General features: G+C 33.7%; 22 protein-coding genes. 9 read left to right on the plus strand and 13 right to left on the minus strand.

Features of this window, described 5'->3' with window-relative positions:
- Positions 1-19 precede the first annotated feature (19 nt).
- The 3 genes from ACM55H_RS10660 (at position 20) to ACM55H_RS10670 (ending at position 2,454) form a co-directional block, all read left to right on the plus strand.
- A complete protein-coding gene (locus ACM55H_RS10660) occupies positions 20-868 on the plus strand; it encodes a glycosyltransferase family 2 protein (RefSeq protein WP_416836461.1) in 849 nt (282 codons plus the stop codon).
- Positions 869-946: 78 nt separating this feature from the next.
- Positions 947-1,693 (plus strand): MlaE family ABC transporter permease, encoded by a 747-nt coding sequence (locus tag ACM55H_RS10665; protein WP_039110255.1) that lies wholly within the window; start codon positions 947-949, stop codon positions 1,691-1,693.
- On the plus strand, positions 1,693-2,454 hold the full coding sequence (locus ACM55H_RS10670) for an ABC transporter ATP-binding protein (protein ID WP_416836462.1): 762 nt from the start codon (positions 1,693-1,695) through the stop codon (positions 2,452-2,454). Before ACM55H_RS10665 ends, ACM55H_RS10670 begins: the two co-directional genes overlap by 1 nt.
- A 14-nt stretch (positions 2,455-2,468) precedes the next feature.
- Here ACM55H_RS10670 and ACM55H_RS10675 read toward each other — a convergent pair whose 3' ends face one another.
- Together ACM55H_RS10675 and ACM55H_RS10680 are read right to left on the minus strand one after the other, a co-directional pair.
- Entirely contained in the window at positions 2,469-3,071 is a 603-nt protein-coding gene (locus ACM55H_RS10675) for a SprT-like domain-containing protein (protein WP_416836463.1), read from the minus strand.
- Between the two features lie 35 nt (positions 3,072-3,106).
- The gene (locus ACM55H_RS10680) at positions 3,107-3,784 is read right to left on the minus strand and encodes an SDR family NAD(P)-dependent oxidoreductase (RefSeq protein ID WP_416836465.1); all 678 of its coding nucleotides are present in this window, start codon (positions 3,782-3,784) and stop codon (positions 3,107-3,109) included.
- 131 nt (positions 3,785-3,915) lie between these two features.
- On the opposite strand from ACM55H_RS10680, the gene ACM55H_RS10685 reads away from it, so the two are divergent.
- Positions 3,916-4,491, plus strand: coding sequence for a GNAT family acetyltransferase (locus tag ACM55H_RS10685; protein ID WP_416836466.1), 576 nt, complete (start codon positions 3,916-3,918; stop codon positions 4,489-4,491).
- On the opposite strand, the gene ACM55H_RS10690 is transcribed toward ACM55H_RS10685, so the two are convergent.
- The 9 genes from ACM55H_RS10690 to ACM55H_RS10730 form a co-directional block, all read right to left on the minus strand.
- Positions 4,488-5,465 carry a M28 family peptidase gene (locus ACM55H_RS10690; RefSeq protein WP_416836467.1) on the minus strand — a complete coding sequence of 326 codons (978 nt, stop codon included), beginning with the start codon at positions 5,463-5,465 and terminating at the stop codon, positions 4,488-4,490. The two genes, ACM55H_RS10685 and ACM55H_RS10690, sit on opposite strands and share 4 nt — an antisense overlap.
- A 58-nt stretch (positions 5,466-5,523) precedes the next feature.
- Positions 5,524-6,165, minus strand: a complete 642-nt coding sequence (locus ACM55H_RS10695) for a LysE family transporter (protein ID WP_416836469.1) — start codon at positions 6,163-6,165, stop codon at positions 5,524-5,526.
- Between the two features lie 4 nt (positions 6,166-6,169).
- Complete coding sequence (locus ACM55H_RS10700; RefSeq protein WP_416836470.1) at positions 6,170-7,204, minus strand: ATP-grasp domain-containing protein; 1,035 nt, start codon at positions 7,202-7,204, stop codon at positions 6,170-6,172.
- Between the two features lie 11 nt (positions 7,205-7,215).
- A complete protein-coding gene (locus tag ACM55H_RS10705) occupies positions 7,216-7,926 on the minus strand; it encodes an NRDE family protein (RefSeq protein ID WP_416836471.1) in 711 nt (236 codons plus the stop codon).
- A complete protein-coding gene (locus tag ACM55H_RS10710) occupies positions 7,914-8,402 on the minus strand; it encodes a DinB family protein (RefSeq protein ID WP_416836472.1) in 489 nt (162 codons plus the stop codon). Before ACM55H_RS10710 ends, ACM55H_RS10705 begins: the two co-directional genes overlap by 13 nt.
- Position 8,403: 1 nt before the next feature.
- Positions 8,404-8,793 carry a DoxX family protein gene (locus ACM55H_RS10715; RefSeq protein ID WP_416836473.1) on the minus strand — a complete coding sequence of 130 codons (390 nt, stop codon included), beginning with the start codon at positions 8,791-8,793 and terminating at the stop codon, positions 8,404-8,406.
- Between the two features lie 10 nt (positions 8,794-8,803).
- Positions 8,804-9,313 carry a YHS domain-containing (seleno)protein gene (locus ACM55H_RS10720; RefSeq protein ID WP_416836474.1) on the minus strand — a complete coding sequence of 170 codons (510 nt, stop codon included), beginning with the start codon at positions 9,311-9,313 and terminating at the stop codon, positions 8,804-8,806.
- A 105-nt stretch (positions 9,314-9,418) separates the two neighbouring features.
- Positions 9,419-10,096 carry a Crp/Fnr family transcriptional regulator gene (locus ACM55H_RS10725; protein WP_416836475.1) on the minus strand — a complete coding sequence of 226 codons (678 nt, stop codon included), beginning with the start codon at positions 10,094-10,096 and terminating at the stop codon, positions 9,419-9,421.
- 101 nt (positions 10,097-10,197) lie between these two features.
- Complete coding sequence (locus ACM55H_RS10730; RefSeq protein WP_416836476.1) at positions 10,198-11,337, minus strand: acyl-CoA dehydrogenase family protein; 1,140 nt, start codon at positions 11,335-11,337, stop codon at positions 10,198-10,200.
- A gap of 232 nt (positions 11,338-11,569) precedes the next feature.
- Here ACM55H_RS10730 and ACM55H_RS10735 point away from each other — a divergent pair, with 232 nt between their 5' ends.
- The 3 genes from ACM55H_RS10735 (at position 11,570) to ACM55H_RS10745 (ending at position 15,027) form a co-directional block, all read left to right on the plus strand.
- Complete coding sequence (locus ACM55H_RS10735) at positions 11,570-12,640, plus strand: anhydro-N-acetylmuramic acid kinase (protein ID WP_416836477.1); 1,071 nt, start codon at positions 11,570-11,572, stop codon at positions 12,638-12,640.
- 67 nt (positions 12,641-12,707) lie between these two features.
- Positions 12,708-13,934, plus strand: coding sequence for a Glu/Leu/Phe/Val dehydrogenase dimerization domain-containing protein (locus ACM55H_RS10740; protein WP_416836478.1), 1,227 nt, complete (start codon positions 12,708-12,710; stop codon positions 13,932-13,934).
- Between the two features lie 193 nt (positions 13,935-14,127).
- Positions 14,128-15,027 (plus strand): energy transducer TonB, encoded by a 900-nt coding sequence (locus ACM55H_RS10745; RefSeq protein ID WP_416836479.1) that lies wholly within the window; start codon positions 14,128-14,130, stop codon positions 15,025-15,027.
- A 126-nt stretch (positions 15,028-15,153) separates the two neighbouring features.
- Here the strand turns inward: ACM55H_RS10745 and ACM55H_RS10750 are convergent, their stop codons facing one another.
- Positions 15,154-15,549, minus strand: coding sequence for an ExbD/TolR family protein (locus tag ACM55H_RS10750; RefSeq protein ID WP_416836480.1), 396 nt, complete (start codon positions 15,547-15,549; stop codon positions 15,154-15,156).
- Position 15,550: 1 nt separating this feature from the next.
- The gene (locus ACM55H_RS10755) at positions 15,551-16,246 is read right to left on the minus strand and encodes a MotA/TolQ/ExbB proton channel family protein (RefSeq protein ID WP_416836481.1); all 696 of its coding nucleotides are present in this window, start codon (positions 16,244-16,246) and stop codon (positions 15,551-15,553) included.
- A gap of 129 nt (positions 16,247-16,375) precedes the next feature.
- Here ACM55H_RS10755 and ACM55H_RS10760 point away from each other — a divergent pair, with 129 nt between their 5' ends.
- Entirely contained in the window at positions 16,376-17,611 is a 1,236-nt protein-coding gene (locus ACM55H_RS10760; RefSeq protein ID WP_416836482.1) for a bifunctional folylpolyglutamate synthase/dihydrofolate synthase, read from the plus strand.
- A 117-nt stretch (positions 17,612-17,728) separates the two neighbouring features.
- Positions 17,729-18,523 (plus strand): hypothetical protein, encoded by a 795-nt coding sequence (locus ACM55H_RS10765; protein ID WP_416836483.1) that lies wholly within the window; start codon positions 17,729-17,731, stop codon positions 18,521-18,523.
- Positions 18,524-18,635 lie beyond the last annotated feature (112 nt).

Raw genomic sequence — 18,635 nt, forward strand, 5'->3', positions numbered from 1 at the left:
ACTTAGTCCCTCAAGAAAAATGAATTATTACATTGTTATTCCGGCTCATAATGAGGAAGCATTCATTGCTTTAACTTTGGAATCTTTGATTTCGCAAACCGTTTTGCCAAAAAAAGTGGTGGTAGTCAATGACAATTCTACTGATAAAACTGCCGAAATTGTAACGGCTTTCGCCAAAGAAAATCCGTTTATCACTTTGGTAAACAAAACTTCAAGCGCCATACATCTTCCGGGAAGTAAAGTCATTCAGGCTTTTCACAAAGGATTTGAAACATTGGACGAAGCGTATGACGTAATCGTAAAACTGGATGCCGACTTAATTCTACCCAACAACTATTTTGAAACTATTCTAAACATTTTCGAAAAAGATGCAACAATAGGAATGGCTGGCGGATTTGCCTATATCGAAAAAAATGGAGACTGGATTCTGGAAAACCTTACAGATAAGGACCATATTCGTGGCGCATTCAAAGCATACAGAAAAGCATGTTTTCAACAAATAGGGAATTTAAAACCGGCTATGGGTTGGGATACTGTTGATGAGCTACTATCGAAATTTTACGGATGGAAAGTAGTTACCGATGCCTCACTAATCGTAAAACATTTAAAACCTACAGGTGCTAATTATAACAAAACAGCGCGTTATAAGCAAGGCGAAGCATTTTACACTTTAGGTTACGGATTTTTAATCACCTCGATTGCTTCAGCAAAACTGGCAATGATGAAGAAAAAGCCTTTCCTTTTTTTGGATTACATCAAAGGTTTTTGGAAAGCCAAAGCGGCTAAAACTCCTTTATTGGTAACGGCAGAACAAGCAAAATTCATTAGAAAGTATCGTTTAAAGAAAATGAAAGAAAAGCTTTTTTAGCTTCAGCAATCAAAAAATTGTAAACAGCAAAGTATAAACTGCTAACTAATCCTTAATTTAGCCCATAATCGCAAAACTATGATGCTCATTCGCTATATATCTCAAATAGGAAGATACTTCTTAATGCTGAAAGAAATTTTCAATAAACAGACGAAATGGTCTGTGATGAAGAATCTAATTTTCAAAGAAATTGATGATTTAATTATTGGCTCTCTTGGAATTGTAGCTTTCATTTCTTTCTTCGTAGGAGGTGTTGTTGCTATACAGACTGCATTAAATTTAACGAACCCTTTGATTCCTAAATATCTTATTGGTTTTGCGACTCGACAATCTATTATTTTAGAGTTTGCACCTACTTTTATTTCTGTTGTAATGGCAGGAAAAATGGGTTCTTTTATTACCTCAAGTATTGGTACCATGAGAGTAACGGAACAAATCGATGCCCTTGAAGTTATGGGAGTAAATTCATTAAATTATTTAGTTTTCCCTAAACTAATGGCATTATTATTATATCCGTTTCTTATTGGGATTGCTATGTTTCTTGGTATTTTAGGTGGTTATATAGCCAGTGTATATGGTGGTTTTGGAAGCAGCGTTGACTTTGTTGATGGAATTCAAAGAGAATTTATTCCTTTTCATATTGCTTATGCTTTTATAAAAACCTTCATATTTGCTTTGCTTTTAGCAACGATTCCATCATTTCACGGATACTATATGAAAGGTGGAGCACTAGAGGTAGGAAAAGCCAGTACAGTATCTTTTGTATGGACATCAGTGACCATTATTTTGATGAATTATATTTTAACACAATTACTCTTAACGTAATGATAGAAGTAAAAAACGTAGAAAAATCATTTGGCGATATTAAAATTCTTAAAGGCGTATCGACTGTTTTTGAAACTGGAAAAACAAATCTAATCATAGGACAAAGTGGATCAGGTAAAACTGTTTTACTAAAAAGTCTTCTAGGAATTCATCAACCAGAATCTGGAACAATATCATTTGACGGAAGAGTATATTGCGATTTTAATGCTGATGAAAAACGTGAACTACGAACTGAAATAGGAATGGTATTTCAAGGTAGCGCCTTATTTGATTCTATGACCGTCGCTGAAAATGTAGGCTTCCCATTAAAAATGTTTACTAAAGACAATAGATCAAAAATTCAACAACGCGTAGATTTTGTATTAAAAAGAGTAAATCTTACTGACGCTCATAAAAAATTACCATCGGAAATTTCAGGAGGAATGCAAAAAAGGGTAGCCATTGCTCGCGCTATTGTAAACAATCCCAAATATTTATTTTGTGATGAACCTAACTCTGGATTAGACCCAAACACAGCTATATTAATAGATAATCTTATTAAAGAAATCACGGAAGAATACAATATCACTACAGTCATAAACACTCATGATATGAACTCAGTGATGGAAATTGGGGAGAAAATTTTATTTCTAAAAGATGGTGTAAAAGCTTGGGAAGGAACTAAAGAAGAAATTTTCAGGACTGATAATCAAGCTGTAGTTGACTTTGTTTATTCTTCGAATTTATTCAAAAAAGTACGAGAAGCGTATTTGAAAGAGTAATTTTTTTAAAAAAATTAACTAGTTTTCAACAGCTCTACTTCTGCATTAGGATTGAATAAATACGTTTTGCCAGAACTTATCTCTAAGCATTCAAAACGTTTAGTTCTAATGGCTATTTTCTTAAAAATCTTCCCGTTTTGGATTCGAAAAACACTGCCGTACGGAATTTCGAATACATAATTTTTATCATTTTGTTGGTCAAATTGTTTCAATGCCAAAGCCAAAGTCGCATCAGTATCGCTACTGGCTGTTGGGTTTTTGAAATGTCTAGCCAATAACGGCAACAAGTGATTTGGAAAAATCTCAGGGCGAATGTATGGAATCATCAACCGTTGAAAAGAATACTTCCACTCATTTCCATGAGGTTTAATATTCCGTCCAAATTTTTCAAAGGCAACCAAATGCGAAATTTCATGAATCAGCGTAATCAGAAACTTGTATTTATTCAGGTTTGAATTTACCGTGATTTCATGCTTTCCATTCAACCCTTTTCGATAATCCCCATGACGCGTCTGCCTTTCGTTTACAATCTTAAGATGCACCTGATTGTCCACAATGAGTTCAAAGACTGGCTTTACGGCATGTTCCGGAATGTATCGCGCTAATGTCTCACTCATAATTCACCACTTACTTAAATTTTTATAACTCTTTGTTACGGATTTGTAGAAGACACTTGCAACACTTTTCCGTTGAAATATTTATTTCCAGTCAACGTAAAATTAAAAATATAATCTGCCATTTCGCTTGCAGAAATAGGCGCTTGATATCCTGGAAAAGCTTCTGCCAACATTTCTGTTTGAACCGAACCTAAAGCCAAAACATTAAAAGCAATGCCTCGCTCTTTATATTCCTCTGCTAATAACTCTGACAGTGTAATAACAGCACCTTTACTGGAACTATACGCTGCAAGTCCGGCAAATTTCAAACTTCCTTGAATTCCACCCATAGAACTTATCGTCACTACATGGCTTCCTTTTTGTAAATAAGGCAAACAAATTCGTGTCAAGTTAGCAACCCCAAAAACATTGACTTTATAGATATTTTCAAAGTCTTCTTGAGACGTTTCTGAAAAGGGTTTCAACAATAAACTTCCTGCATTATGAACGACAGCATCAATTTGTTTCCAAGATTTAGAAAGAAAATCTTGAACTTTTTCCAATTCAGACTCATTAGACAAATCAACCGAAAGACAAGTTATATTTTCATTCCCTAATAAAGCCTGAGGAATTTTTCTGGAAATAGCCAGAACTTGATGTCCAGCCTTGGCAAATTGCAATGCCAACTCATATCCTATACCTCTGCTCGTTCCTGTAATAATAATATTTTTCATGTAGCAAAAATAAACAAAAACACTAAAAAAACATCATTTTAGCTGTAGGTATTGTTTTGAATATAAAATTAAGGTTTTCTATAATTTTGCTTAATTTTGCCGAAACAAAATACGATTTGAATTCGCATAAAATGATAGAAAATATACAATTTGAAGTAGCAAAATTGAGTGATATTGATGGAGTATTAGCATTACAAGAATTATATCTTGTCTCTAATTTATCCGAAGAGGAAAAAGAGTTTGGTTTTGTTACCACACCATTTACAATTCCCCAATTAACTGAAGTCATAGAGCAACAAGGCTTGTTTCTTGCTAAAGACAACAACAAAACTATTGCTTACATCTTTTCTGGAAGCTGGGATTTTTTCAATCAATGGCCTATATTCAATTACATGATTACGTTATTACCTGATCTTAAATTTTTAGATTTTGATGTCACTACAACCAATAGCTTTCAATACGGACCTATTTGTATCGATAAAAAATACAGAGGAAAAGGATTGATAACTCCCCTTTTTGAATTCATGAGAAAACACATTGTCAAAAGATATCCATTAGCATTGACCTTTATCAATAAAACTAATATTCCATCGACAAAAGCGCATACCGAAAAACTGAACTGGACTATTATTGGTGATTTTCAATTCAACAATAATAACTATTTTATTTTAGCTTATGATATGAACCAGCCTGCTTCTATTCGTTAATTCATGTGAATTTCATGTGTTGGTGTATTGGCCATTTGTGTAACGGCAGGTAATAATTCCTGAATAAACGAAGTCATGTGAGGTAAATCCATGACTTTGAATTCATCCGAAACATGATGGTAAAATTCGAAATTTTCAAAATCGAAAGTACTCACAGACTGGCAAGGAACCTTGAAAACATTGTAAAAAGAATAATTATCTGATCTGTAAAACAATTGATATTCGGCTTCTTTTGGTAAAAAACCAATCGTGTTTTTTCCTGTATACTCATTGATTTTATCTGCCATATTCGATTTGTCAAAACCTGTAATATACGCTAGATAATCTCTTTTCATTGGCACTCCAATCATCTCAATATTGAATTGCGCGTACAAATTAAAGTTTTGCGCTTTCAGCTTTTTAGCCAAATGTTTAGACCCTAACAATCCTTTTTCTTCACCGGCAAAGAAGACAAAAAGAATACTTCTCCTATTGTTTTTAACACTACTGAAATATTTCGCCATTTCAGCAACTGCAGTTGTTCCCGAAGCATCGTCATTGGCTCCATTATTTATAAAATCTCCATTTACCCTTTTTTTATCGATTCCAATATGGTCATAATGTCCGCTAATAATAACGAATTCATTTTTTAGCACTGGATCGTTTCCTTCAACAAAACCTACGATATTAAAAGCTGGTTCTTTGAAATTAGACAATGTATCGCGATAACTGGAAAAATAAGGTTTAACGTTATTCTCTTTGAAAAATTTTTCCAAATAATCTGCCGCTTTTACCATTCCTCTTGTCCCGGTTTCTCTGCCTTCCAATTCGTCCGAAGTCAAGTACTTCAATGTTTCTGCAACATCACTTTCTTTTATTTTATATTCCGTTTCTGCTAATTTTAATCGGGTATCGTTTGTAGCTTGCGCCGTGATAGGAGAATTTCGTACACATCCGAATAGAACGAACGTAAGAAGTAAAAATGTGTTTTTCATAGTTAATAATTCTTTGGTTAAAAGGAGCAATCTTATTTTAATTGATAGGATCAAAATCTTATTTCTTATAATACTTTTTGTATACTTTATACATTTGAATCAGAGCTAAAACTACAAAAAATAACGGAATAATTACAGGTACTATATATCTTGAAAAACTGGCCGTATTTTGGGGAAATAAATTTAGAATAATTACTAAAGCCAGCATTCCGAAAAACGTCCCTACTAAAGTCCCAAAAACGTAATAATATTTAAGTCTTTTCTCGATAGCAATATAATTTCCATTAATCAAATAGAGATTCCATCCCGTCCAGAATGGCACTTGAAGAAAATTGATGCTATTCAAAAACACCCCAATTAGAAAAGGCGAATATTTTATAAATTTCTCTAAATCGTTATGATTTTCTAGTGTTTGATTCGAATGAGCATAAAAAGAATAGCCCAGAAACAGCAAAAAGAAGACCGCAAAAAAATCGATGATTTTCATCAATTTTTTATTGTTGACTAATTGATTTGCAAAAATCAACGTGAAGTAAATTACAAAAACCTCAACCGAAATAACGCCCAATAAATAAAAAATAAAACTCTTAATTCCTAATTCAGAATAAATTTCGAACCCAATAAAATTTAAATACCCCAGTGGAACTGAGCCGATAAAACTCACCAAGAAACCAACGAGAATATTTTTTATAACTTTCATTTTATTAGAAATTTACTATTCTATTGCTTTGCTCTAAATGCAAACGATATTCTTTCATCCCTTCCATGTGTGGCAAATACGGATTTCCGGATTTATGATTTTCAACACTTATTTCATACATATACGTAATATGGCGGGCAAGTTCTTTCCACGCAAATAGCAACGAATGTTTCGGATCATAAATATGTGTGGGTTCACTTGCCGCTCCATTCAACTCAACAATAGAGCAATTTTTTCCTTGTTCCAAATCTTCCAAAGTAGTATACATAACATCCAATCTTCCGAAATAAAAACCTGGAATTTGCAAACACATTTCATTAATGGTTTCGCTTAATTTTGGGGTAATCCAATGGCTTCCGTCAATAAATTTCGCACCGCGTGCATGATTTCCATAAGGCACTAAATTTAGTTTTTCTCCTTTTGGCAAAACCTCCAATAATTTCTTACCGTATTCTTGTTGCAATACTTTAAGTTGCAATTCGTAACGCGGATTTTTTTTGATTAATTGTTCAACAGTTGCAATTCCATCTCCAGTGATTATTAGAAATTCCTTCGAAACTATTCCTGTTATTTTACCCATTTTTTCGTGTGGATAACGTACATAAAAAATACCGACTTCATTTTCAAAAGGAATTAAATCTTGCACTACATAATCAAAATTTGCCTTTTCAGCGTATCTTTTTAAGTCAGCAACAGTATCTATTTTTTTGACTCCGGAACCACGCAAACCAATATCAGGTTTTGCAATCAATGGATATTTTATTCCTGAAAATTGGATTATTTTTAGAATTTCTTCCAGTGAAATTCCTTCGATTATGAGTTCCGTTTTTGGATAATACTGCTGTGGAATTAAATCATAGATGGCTTTTTTGGACTCCATCATAAATCCGCCATTTTTTATCGTTGGATTAGCTGCGTTAAAGAAAAAAATCGATTTTGCTTTAAGCGAATAAAATGCCCAAAGAAAATAAATTGGAATATAAACAATCTGAAAAGGCCAATATTCCCAATGCGTAATCTTATGAAAAAGTAATTTCAATTGAGAAAATTTTAAATAGTGATAAATGAGGTCTTGTACTCTTTTTGTGCAATCAAATCGCAATGCAATATAGCGACTTTATTTTTTTCGATTACAGATTGGGTAATACTCAAGGTTTTCATTTCGTCATTTCGATTGATAACCAATCCGTTTTCCTGATTTTTCTCTTCGGTATAGCGATGAAAATGAAGCATCTCTGTTTCTGATATTTCTGGATTTGCATCCAAAAAAGTATAAAACCAATCGGTACGCTTCTCCCGAATTGCTGCTGGATATAACGTTGACGACGACCAAATGTGATTTTTATGACTATCTAAACGAGTTATTTCTTTCTGATTTCCATTCCATCGCAATTGAAACAGCTCCTTATTTTGAAATAAAACCAATGTAAAAGGTTCTATATTTTCCAAATCAATTTCATCCCAAAAATCCTTCGGTGATAGGCTACTAATAATATCTAGTACAATTAAACCGCGACTTTTTCTGTAAGGAAACACTACTTTGTGTTTTTCGTCAGCGCCATTTAATAAAACCAAAACAGTTCCATTTGCATCGACAACAAACCAAGTTCCACCAGCTTTTGGGTCTTTTGGAAAAATGACATTCTTACCGTTTATGGTATAATCTCTGGGCGGTATTGCCGATGGTCTAATTATTTTTTCATCTCGATTTGAGGTAATGATAATTGTATCATTGACATGGACAAAACTTACTGTGCACATTGATTCCTGTATTCAATTGTAGAACGGGCGACTCCAAAATTCTCATCGACCGTGATATTTTCACATTTTAAAATAGCCACTTTTATCAGCGCTTGATGATGGATACAATGCTCTAAATTATAAAGCAATTCTCTATAATAATTACTTTGAATTCGAATTTCTTCACCGTCAATCATTTGTTGCAAATCGATATTTCTATTCTCTTTTTCAAGATTATTTTTAATTTCTAGAATATGATGAATCGCATAATTCATATCTGTTTGAATTAATACATTACGTTCTCTTTTATCATAATTCACAATCCCTAAATCATATTGATTTTCGAGGCATTGAAACATTTCGATAATATGCCTAGTGTGTTCACCTATACTGGCATTACTCAATTCAACACATGGATTTGAGTAATCCTTTTTCGATAATTGATTGAGCAAATCAATCAATTCATTTAGACTATTTGTAATAGAAGGTATCAGCATATTATAGTTTCAATTTTAACAAATTCGGTAGTTTATCTCTATTTAAAAAAATTAAAGTAAGACAACTAAATAAGGTTATGTTTGCCAACGCAAATAACGTCCCTCCATCACCCTCGACTTCAATTCCCAGAACAAACAGGTGTGAAAGAATGGCTCCTACCATTATTCCGGAACCCAATAATGCCCCAAGCAACGTAGTTCTTGGTATTAAAATTAGAATCACAGTAATCAATTCTAAAATCCCTGTACCAATTCTGCCATAAGGTTCCACTCCCAAAGCAGTAAAAATATAAATACTTTCCTCGGCACCTGTAAATTTAAAATATAAGGTTTGTGATAAAATTACCGCAACTGCAATACGTAAAATCCAAGATAAAATAGTTGTTTTCATGATTACTGTTTTATTTGATTGTTTTTTTCCAATTACTCTCTGCTTTTGACTTTAAATTAACTTGGTCTTTATTCCAACTTTTCAGTGTATTATTGAAATAAGCGTTATAAAACAAATATAATTTTTCGTCAACAATCTTAAAAGTTTGTGGGTTAATCTCCACTTTTTCGCCGGAATCCCCCATTGCATAAGCGCACCAACCTCCAAATTGCGGTTCATATCGCGAAGGATTTTTCAAGAAATACTCTCTATTTACAGGCATTGAAAAATTATATGTTACGCCTTCGTAAGTTGCTGTTAGTTCTTTTTTTCCCTTTACGGCTTTCCCTTGTTTAAAATATGCTACAGGATCGTACCCTTGTAAGGCAACTTTATGTTCTAAATTGAAATGAGTTAATCTACTATTTTCGGTTTGTGCAACTGTTGTCAACGAAATAAAAATAACGAATAGATATAGAATCTGTTTTTTACTTACAAGTTTAAAACTATTTTTTTTGTGTTCGTGAATTTTGGATTTCATTGTATTTTAATTTAAATGTGACTTCGTTTATTTCTTAAACAAAGATATTTAGAATCAAAAAAGCCAATTGTCAGCTAGTTTACAATACGTACGAAATAATTGAAACTACAGTTTTGAAATATCCGAAATAACGATTTCTTTTCGGTTATAAATCAGCGTTCCGTTAGTTTCCATTTCATTGAGCAATTGAGTCGCAGTCTGTCTTGAAGTACAAATAATCTGCGCAATGTCATTTTGTGTCAGATAATTTTCAATTACTACTTTATTATCCACTCTTTTACCTTCTTTTTCAGCCCAATCTTTTAGAAACTGAAACAATCTGGTTTTTGCATCTTTAGAAATCAAATTAGAATAACTGTTCTTGATGCGTTTCATTTTCAAACCCACAAATTTGGTATAAGAAAGTGCCAAACTTGGATTTCGTAACAATAGATCTTCAAAGTCGGCCATTAGAAAGCTACAAATAGCCACATCATCAGAAAGCACTTTTGCATATTCATTCGTTTGATCATCGGTTTCTAAAGTCAGCTCCCCGAATAAATCCCCTTTTTGAATAATATCTTTTATTGTCTCATTTCCTTCTTCATCAACTGCTACGATTTTAATATTCCCTTTTTTCAGCAGAAAAATCCTTGGCACATCTGAAGAAGAAAAATAAATAATTTCGCCTTTTTTCGCTTTTTTAAAACCGGTAATAATGCACAATTGTTTGATTTGTCCAAAACTCAATGTTCGAAACAGTTTGTGATCGCGCAAATACCAATATTTTAAATCTTCATACATGAAAGTAATTCTTTCAGTAAATGTATTAAAAAAATGACTTAAAAAACAAAACCCTTTCAAATCAAAACTTGAAAGGGCTTGAAAATTTAATACAATTTTATTTATGAAATCAGTGTTCTTGAAATCACAATACGCTGAATTTCAGAAGTTCCCTCATATATTTGAGTAATTTTGGCATCACGCATCATACGTTCCACATGATACTCGGCAACATAGCCATTTCCACCATGAATTTGAACGGCTTCAATAGTCGTATCCATAGCCGTTTGTGAAGCAAATAACTTAGCCATTGCTCCAGATTGTGAAATATCCATTCCTAAATCTTTTTCAGAAGCCGCTTTGAAACACAACATTCTGGCAGCCATAATTTGAGTTGCCATATCGGCTAATTTAAAAGCAATTGCCTGATGTTTGAAAATTTCTTTTCCAAAAGCTTTACGTTCCTGTGAATATTTTAAGGCCAACTCATAAGCTCCAGTCGCAATTCCTAAAGCTTGTGAAGCAATTCCTATCCTTCCGCCGTTTAGTACGCTCATCGCAAAATTAAACCCAAATCCATCTGCTCCGATTCGGTTTTCTTTTGGCACTTTAACATCATTAAACATCAAAGAATGCGTATCTGAACCACGAATTCCCATTTTTTTCTCTTTTGGACCAATATCAAAACCTGCCCAGCCTTTTTCAACTATAAATGCATTAATTCCTTTATGTCCTTTTTCAACATCCGTTTGAGCAATCACAATATAGGTTGATGCTGAAGATCCATTAGTAATCCAGTTTTTAGTTCCATTCATTAAGTAATAATCTCCCTTATCGATTGCAGTAGTTTTTTGCGAAGTCGCATCAGAACCCGCTTCAGGCTCAGATAAACAGAAAGCACCAATTACGTCTCCTTTGGCAAGAGGAACTAAGTATTTCATTTTTTGTTCTTCATTGCAATACTTTTCTAAACCTGCACAAACTAAAGAGTTATTTACAGACATCACAACTGCTGTAGATGCATCTACTTTAGCAATTTCAGTAATCGCCAAAACATAAGAAACGCTGTCCAATCCGGAACCGCCATATTTGGGGTCAACCATCATTCCTAAAAAACCAAGCTCAGCCATTTTTTTCACCTGCTCCGTTGGAAATTTAGAGAATTCGTCTCTTTCAATAACACCTGGCAATAATTCGTTTTGAGCAAAATCTTTAGCTGCTTGCTGAATCATTAACTGCTCTTCGGTTAGATTAAAATCCATAACTATATATTGTTTATTTTATTAAAATTTCAACTCTACAAATAAAAGTAAAATTACTCAATTACAATTCTTAAATTTACAGCTCAAGAAAGTTTTTTACGTGTTTTATTTTTTGTTTTAAAATTGATGATTACTTTGATTTACTTCTTTTAAATTACTTTTTGTTTAAAAAAAGCATCCAAAGATACTTTTTTATTATGAAATTATCAATTTAGATTTGAAAATTTATCCAATGAAAGAAGATTACTATAACGTTATCGGAGTAATGTCAGGAACTTCGCTTGACGGAGTCGATTTAGCACATATTTATTTTAGCATAAAGAATAATAAATGGACTTTTGAAATACTTGAAAACGAAACTATAGCCTATAGTTTGAGTTGGATACAAAGTCTAAAATCTGCAGTAGATTATTCTAAAGAACAACTCGAAAAATTAAATCAGGATTACACCCACCTTCTCGCTTCCCTTATTGCAGATTTTATCGAAAAACATAAAATCGAAAACCTGGACGCCGTTTGTTCGCATGGACATACTATTTTACATCAACCACAGAATGGGTTCACGCTTCAAATTGGCAATTTACCCGAAATCGCTTCTTTGATTCACCAAACGGTAGTCTGCGACTTTAGAGTACAAGATGTCCAACTTGGTGGCCAAGGCGCTCCTTTGGTTCCTATTGGCGACCGAATATTATTTCCCGAATACGATTATTGCATGAATTTAGGTGGTTTTTCCAATGTATCTTTTGAACAAAACAAGCAACGAATTGCCTTTGATATTTCACCGGTAAACACCGTTTTAAATTTTTACGCCAATCAATTGGGATTGGATTATGATGATAAAGGCACCATTTCAAGAACTGGGAAAACCGACACTAATTTGCTGAAAGAGTTAAATGCTTTGGATTTTTACCAAAAAAAACATCCTAAATCACTGGGTTTTGAATTTGTAAAAGAAACCGTTTTGCCTTTAATCGAAAGTTTCGGAATTACAGTTGAAGACAAATTACACACGTTCACCGAACATGTAGCGTTACAGATTGCCTTGGCTTTGCCAAATAAAAATGGAAGTCTTTACATAACTGGCGGTGGCGCATACAATGATTTTCTTATCGAACGCATTCAATCTTATTTACCGGAAATGAAAATCATAATTCCTTCAGCTAAAATTCTGGAATTCAAAGAAGCGCTGATTTTTGCGCTGCTTGGCGTATTAAAATTACGCGGAGAAATCAATGTTTTAAGCAGTGTTACAGGAGCCAAAATGGATCATAGCTCTGGAAATGTTTATTACTCAAAATAATATTAAAAATACATAATTCGCATTATTCTATTTTTTATATTTGTCAAAATTAAACATATCGCAATAAATGAAAGATTTATTAAAGAAATTCGAAAATAAAGAACCTGAGATAGTTTTCCATTGGAAAGATGCTGAAACAGAAGCCGAAGGTTGGACTGTGATTAATTCTCTTCGTGGTGGCGCTGCTGGCGGTGGAACTCGTATGAGAAAAGGATTGGATATGAATGAAGTTTTGTCCTTGGCAAAAACAATGGAAGTGAAATTTTCGGTTTCAGGACCTGCTATTGGCGGTGCTAAATCCGGAATTAATTTTGACCCGAATGATCCAAGAAAAAAAGGCGTTTTACAACGTTGGTACAAAGCGGTTTCTCCTTTATTGAAAAGTTATTACGGAACCGGAGGAGATTTGAATGTGGATGAAATTCATGAAGTAATCCCCATGACGGAAGAATGTGGTGTTTGGCATCCGCAGGAAGGTGTTTTTAACGGGCATTTCAAACCTACCGAAGCGGATAAAATCAACAGAATTGGCCAATTGCGTCAAGGTGTGGTTAAAGTAATTGAGAATCCAAAATTCTCACCAGACGTTTCTCGAAAATATACCATTGCAGACATGATTACCGGTTTTGGCGTTGCTGAAGCAGTTCGTAATTATTATACTATTTATGGCGGAGATGTAAAAGGCAAGAAAGCCATTGTCCAAGGTTTTGGAAATGTAGGTTCGGCTGCAGCATTTTATCTGGCCGAAATGGGCGCAAAAATTATCGGTATTATTGATAGAGATGGCGGATTAATAAATGAAGAGGGTTTTACTTTTGAAGAAATAAAAGCATTATTCCTTGCTAAAGACGGAAACAAACTGGTTGCCCAAAACATGATTCCTTTTGAAGAAATCAATAAAAAAATCTGGACAATCGGTGCTGAAATATTCACTCCTTGCGCAGCTTCCAGATTAGTGGCTCAATCTCAAATTGATAGCTTGATTGCTAATGGTCTTGAAGTAATTTCATGTGGTGCCAATGTTCCTTTTGCCGACAAAGAAATATTTTTCGGTCCGATTATGGAAGATGTAGATCATAAAGTGAGTTTAATTCCTGACTTTATTTCTAATTGCGGAATGGCTCGCGTTTTTGCTTACTTCATGGAAAAGAAAGTGCAAATGACGGATGAAGCCATCTTTCAAGACACATCGGAAACCATTAAAAAGGCAATTGAAAAAGCACACGATTTGAATCCAAGCAAAACAAATATTAGTGCAACTGCTTTTGAAATTGCATTGAAACAGCTTACTTAAAAAAAAGCATTCATCAAACATATTGAAACTGGGATTAAGTAGATTATTCAAAATCTATTTAATCCCTTTTCTTATTTTCAATTTTAAATAAAAGCAATCTTATTTATATTCCCTCAGTAGCTTTTTACTCTTGACAATTTTTAGTACTTTTCAACGTTTTTTAGTAATACACTTTTTTAAATTTAAAATACAAATGAGTTCCACCATTTCATCAGACCAAAAGAAATCTTTAGCCATATCCATTCTTTTGTATGCGACAATGTTGTTAATTTTATTTTTCATACGCTTTTGGCCACCTGCAAACTTGGCTGAACTTGCAGGCGGCGGAGGTGGCGGAGGTGTTACCGTGAATTTTGGAGACAGTGATTTAGGTTCTGGTGCGAATTATAAAAGTGAAGTGCTGGAAATAAAAAACCACACACGACAAACACCAACAAAAACAACTCCTGACGAAGCTATTTTATCGCAAGAAAACAGCACCGAAGAAAGCGTTGTCATTCCCCAAAAAGAAAAAACTAAAAAACCAATAACTGTTATAAAAGAGGAACCGAAACCAGTGGTTGTAAAACCTAAAGTTTCCAACAATACTAATGACGCGTTATCTAGCATTCTAAAAGGTTCCAATAAAGGTGGTGATGGCGATGACAAAACAGCCGGGAATAAAGGAAAATCAAACGGAAGTTTAAGTTCTAATGGGTATTATGGAACTGGAGGTTCCGGAGGAGGAACAGGTGGCGGAAATGGCACAGGAACCGGAATAGGAACTGGCAGTGGATACGGCTCCGGTAGCGGTGGAGGAAACGGAAGTGGTTCTGGCGGCGGTAGCGGCTACTCCCTGGGAAACAGAAAAGCAGTTTCGAAACCAGCACCAAAATACACCTGTAACGAAGAAGGAAAAGTTGTTGTAGAAGTTTCTGTAGATAGAAATGGAAGAACTATAAATGCAATTGCCGGCATAAAAGGAACAACTAACACAGCGCGATGTTTACTAGATCAAGCAAGAATCGCAGCGATGAACACTAAATGGGATGCCAGCAGCGACGCTCCAGAAAAACAAGTCGGCAAGATTGTTTACAATTTCAATTTGAATTAAATCCCAATTCCAATAATTTAAACATAAAAAATGCCTCGATAAGTCGAGGCATTTTTTTATAATTTACAATCATCCAAAGAAAGATCTCAATTTATGCGATTGCTTCTTAAAAAATCGCAACGACACTTACTTTGGACTGGTAGCGATCACAAACTTCAAATTATTTTTCACCCCAATTTGTAAAACATCCACTAAATCCTGAACCTGCAAATTAAATGGGATTCTCACCACAACGGTTTGATCCTTTTCGTTATTCATTTTAGACATTAAAGTCGCCTCTAGTTCCTCAAATGTTACAGGCTGTTTGTCAATGTAGAATTTCTTGTCTTCTGTAACTGACAAACTGATATATTGCTTGTTGGTTTTCTCATTAGCCTTAGCTTTTGGCAATGTCATTTTTATAACATTAGGATTCGCCAAAGTGGATATAATCAGAAAAAACAACAACAAGAAAAACATAATATCACTTAATGACGAAGTAGCCACTTCGGCATGAAATCTTCTTTTTCGTTTTATAGACATGTTACGATCTTTGAATAATATTTACGAATTCCAGTATCTGTTTTTGAATTTTTAAAGCAAAATTATCAATTTTTCCGTTTAATAAGTGGTACGCGCTATACGCAATAATACCAACTAATAACCCAGAACCACTACTGATCATTTTCTCGTATAAACCTCCAGAAATATTACCAATACTAATGTTTTCAGTAACTGAAATACTGTAAAATATTTTAATTACTCCAGAAATAGTTCCAATAAATCCTAGTGTAGGAGCAATCCCTGCAATAAGACCTAATTGACCTAAATGTTTCTCCATTTCTCCAATTTCAATGTCTGCAGCGCGATCCATATTAGATTCAATCTCGGCAATAGGTCTGCCAATAACAAGAATTCCTTCTTTAATAATGTTCCCGGAAGACGTGTTGCTTCTTTCGGCGATAGAACGAGCCAATTCCAGATTACCGGAATTTAGATTATCTCTGACATCTAACATCAATCGGTGATCCATTTTCGATGCTTTATTAATGTACAAAGTACGTTCTATAATCAAATAAAAAGTATAGAATAATAAGATTGAAATTGGGATTAAGAAGAACCCTCCTTTTAAAATAAATTCCAAAACAGAGATTTCAGTATTTGGAGCAATTTTCTCGATTACTACGTTTGACGCAGCATTAGCAATAGTGTCGGCCTGTAATTGTATAAAACTAAACATATATTATTATTGATTTTTACTCATTAATTCTAAAAATTATTTCAATTTTGCAATAAAGATACTTTTCGATGTACTATTAAACTAAAAAAATCGAAAAATATTTTAAACAACGACTATTTTATTCAAAAAATGAACTATCAGGAAACTATAAATTGGATGTTTAATCAACTCCCGATGTATCAACTTCAGGGCGCTTCGGCCTATAAAAAAGATTTAACCAACACGCATTTACTAATAGATCATCTTGACAATCCTCAAGAAAAAATAAAATGCATCCATGTTGCAGGAACCAACGGAAAAGGTTCTACTTCGCACATGCTGGCTTCCATACTACAGGAAGCGGGCTATAAAGTGGGATTGTATACTTCTCCTCATTTAAAAGATTTCAGGGAGCGCATCAAAATTAATGGAATTGAAATTTCTGAAGCATTTGTTACGGATTTTACAAATAAGCACAAAGCTTTTTTTGAAGCAAACGATATGAGCTTCTTCGAAATGACCGTCGGATTGGCTTTTGATTATTTTGCAAAAGAAAAAGTGGACATTGCCATTATAGAAGTTGGAATGGGCGGAAGATTAGACGCTACTAATATCATTACGCCGCTTGTATCCGTTATTACGAATATTGGATTGGATCATACCCAATTTCTTGGCAACACACTTGAATCTGTTGCTTTTGAAAAAGCGGGAATCATAAAACCAAACATTCCTGTAGTGATTGGAGAATATACTACTGAAACCAAGCCCGTTTTTTTGGCGAAAGCCAAAGAATGCAACTCCAAAATCTATTTTGCTTCTGAATTGATTTTAGAAACCTATCCTTCTGATTTAATTGGCAATTATCAGCTGCATAATAAAAAAACCGCGATACAAACAATTGCTATTTTAAATGCCCAAAAAGAATTTAAAGTCTTCCAGGATGATATCAAATCTGGTTTAATTCTGGTTGTAAAAAACACAGGACTTCAAGGAAGATGGCAACAACTAGGTGAATCCCCTAAAGTTATTTGTGACACCGCCCACAATAAGAACGGATTAGAAATTGTCATGAACCAAATTAAAAAAGAAACGTTCGAAAAACTACATATTGTACTTGGGATGGTAAATGACAAAGATTTAGATGAAGTTTTACCTTTATTCCCAAAGAATGCCATTTATTATTTCTGCAAACCAAACATTCCCCGTGGTTTAGAAGCTGCTATTTTACAAGAAAAAGCAAAAACACATCATCTTAACGGAAGCACATACACCTCTGTAACAGACGCTTATGAATCATCTAAGAATAATGCCACAAAAAATGATTTTATCTTTATTGGCGGCAGTACGTTTGTAGTAGCTGAATTGCCTTTAAATAAAGGGATTTAGCTTTCGATAATAATTATCTTCAAAAATAAATTGTTTATTTCCGCAACTAATTGACTCATAATTAGTTAAATTTATGTGACTATTTTTATTCATTAATCACTTAATTCTTAAACTATTATGAAAAAGAAAGACAATTTAGCATTGAGATTGTTAATTTTAACATTCATGTTAAGCATCGGAATGTTTGCTCAAGAGGACCCAAAACCTGTATTTATTACAGTGACTACATTACACAGAAATTTAGATACGGATAGGAAAGACTGGAAACAAACCGAACAAGAATACTTTGACAAAGTCACCAGTAAGAACGATTTAATAATTGGCTCCGAAATTCTTAATCATTATTTTACAGAAAATAGTTCTGAGGTTTTACTGGTATCTGTTTTTAAAACTTGGGAAGACATCGAAAAATCTAATGATGTTTCTAATGAATTAATTAAAAAAGGTTGGCCAGATGAAAAAATCAGAAAGGCCTTTTTTGATAAATACAATACGTATTATGGCCCTATGCATTCTGATGAAATCTATTCTTCCATTGCAGGATCCAAAGAATTCAAACCTACTTCAAAAGAACCTATGGTTGTCTATATCCGAAAATCTCAAATGTCGCTGAATGGTCAAGGAAAAGGCATGAAGGAATTTAATGAAAAAATAACCATGAATAACCCTTACATCAAAGGATATTACCCAAATCGTCATGCTTGGGGATCTGACAGCAGGGATTTTCTCGAAGCTTATTATTATGATTCCTTATCCGATTTAGAAAAATCCAGTGATAAACAAACAGAGTTAATAAAAACAACGTGGCCAAAAGAAGATGATCGAAAAGTATTTTTTGATGGATTGAACAAAGCTTTTACAGGTATTCACGGTGATTTCATTTACCATAACGAACCTTCATTATCCAAATAGATTATAAATTTTCAAATAAACTCCGTCTTGCAATCTATAAACGGAGTTTATTTGAAAATTCCATCAAACCTAATAAACTAAATACCAATTAAATATAAATTCACTCGAAAAA

Source organism: Flavobacterium cryoconiti (genome assembly GCF_048158645.1).
In the GTDB taxonomy this organism is placed as follows: domain Bacteria; phylum Bacteroidota; class Bacteroidia; order Flavobacteriales; family Flavobacteriaceae; genus Flavobacterium; species Flavobacterium cryoconiti.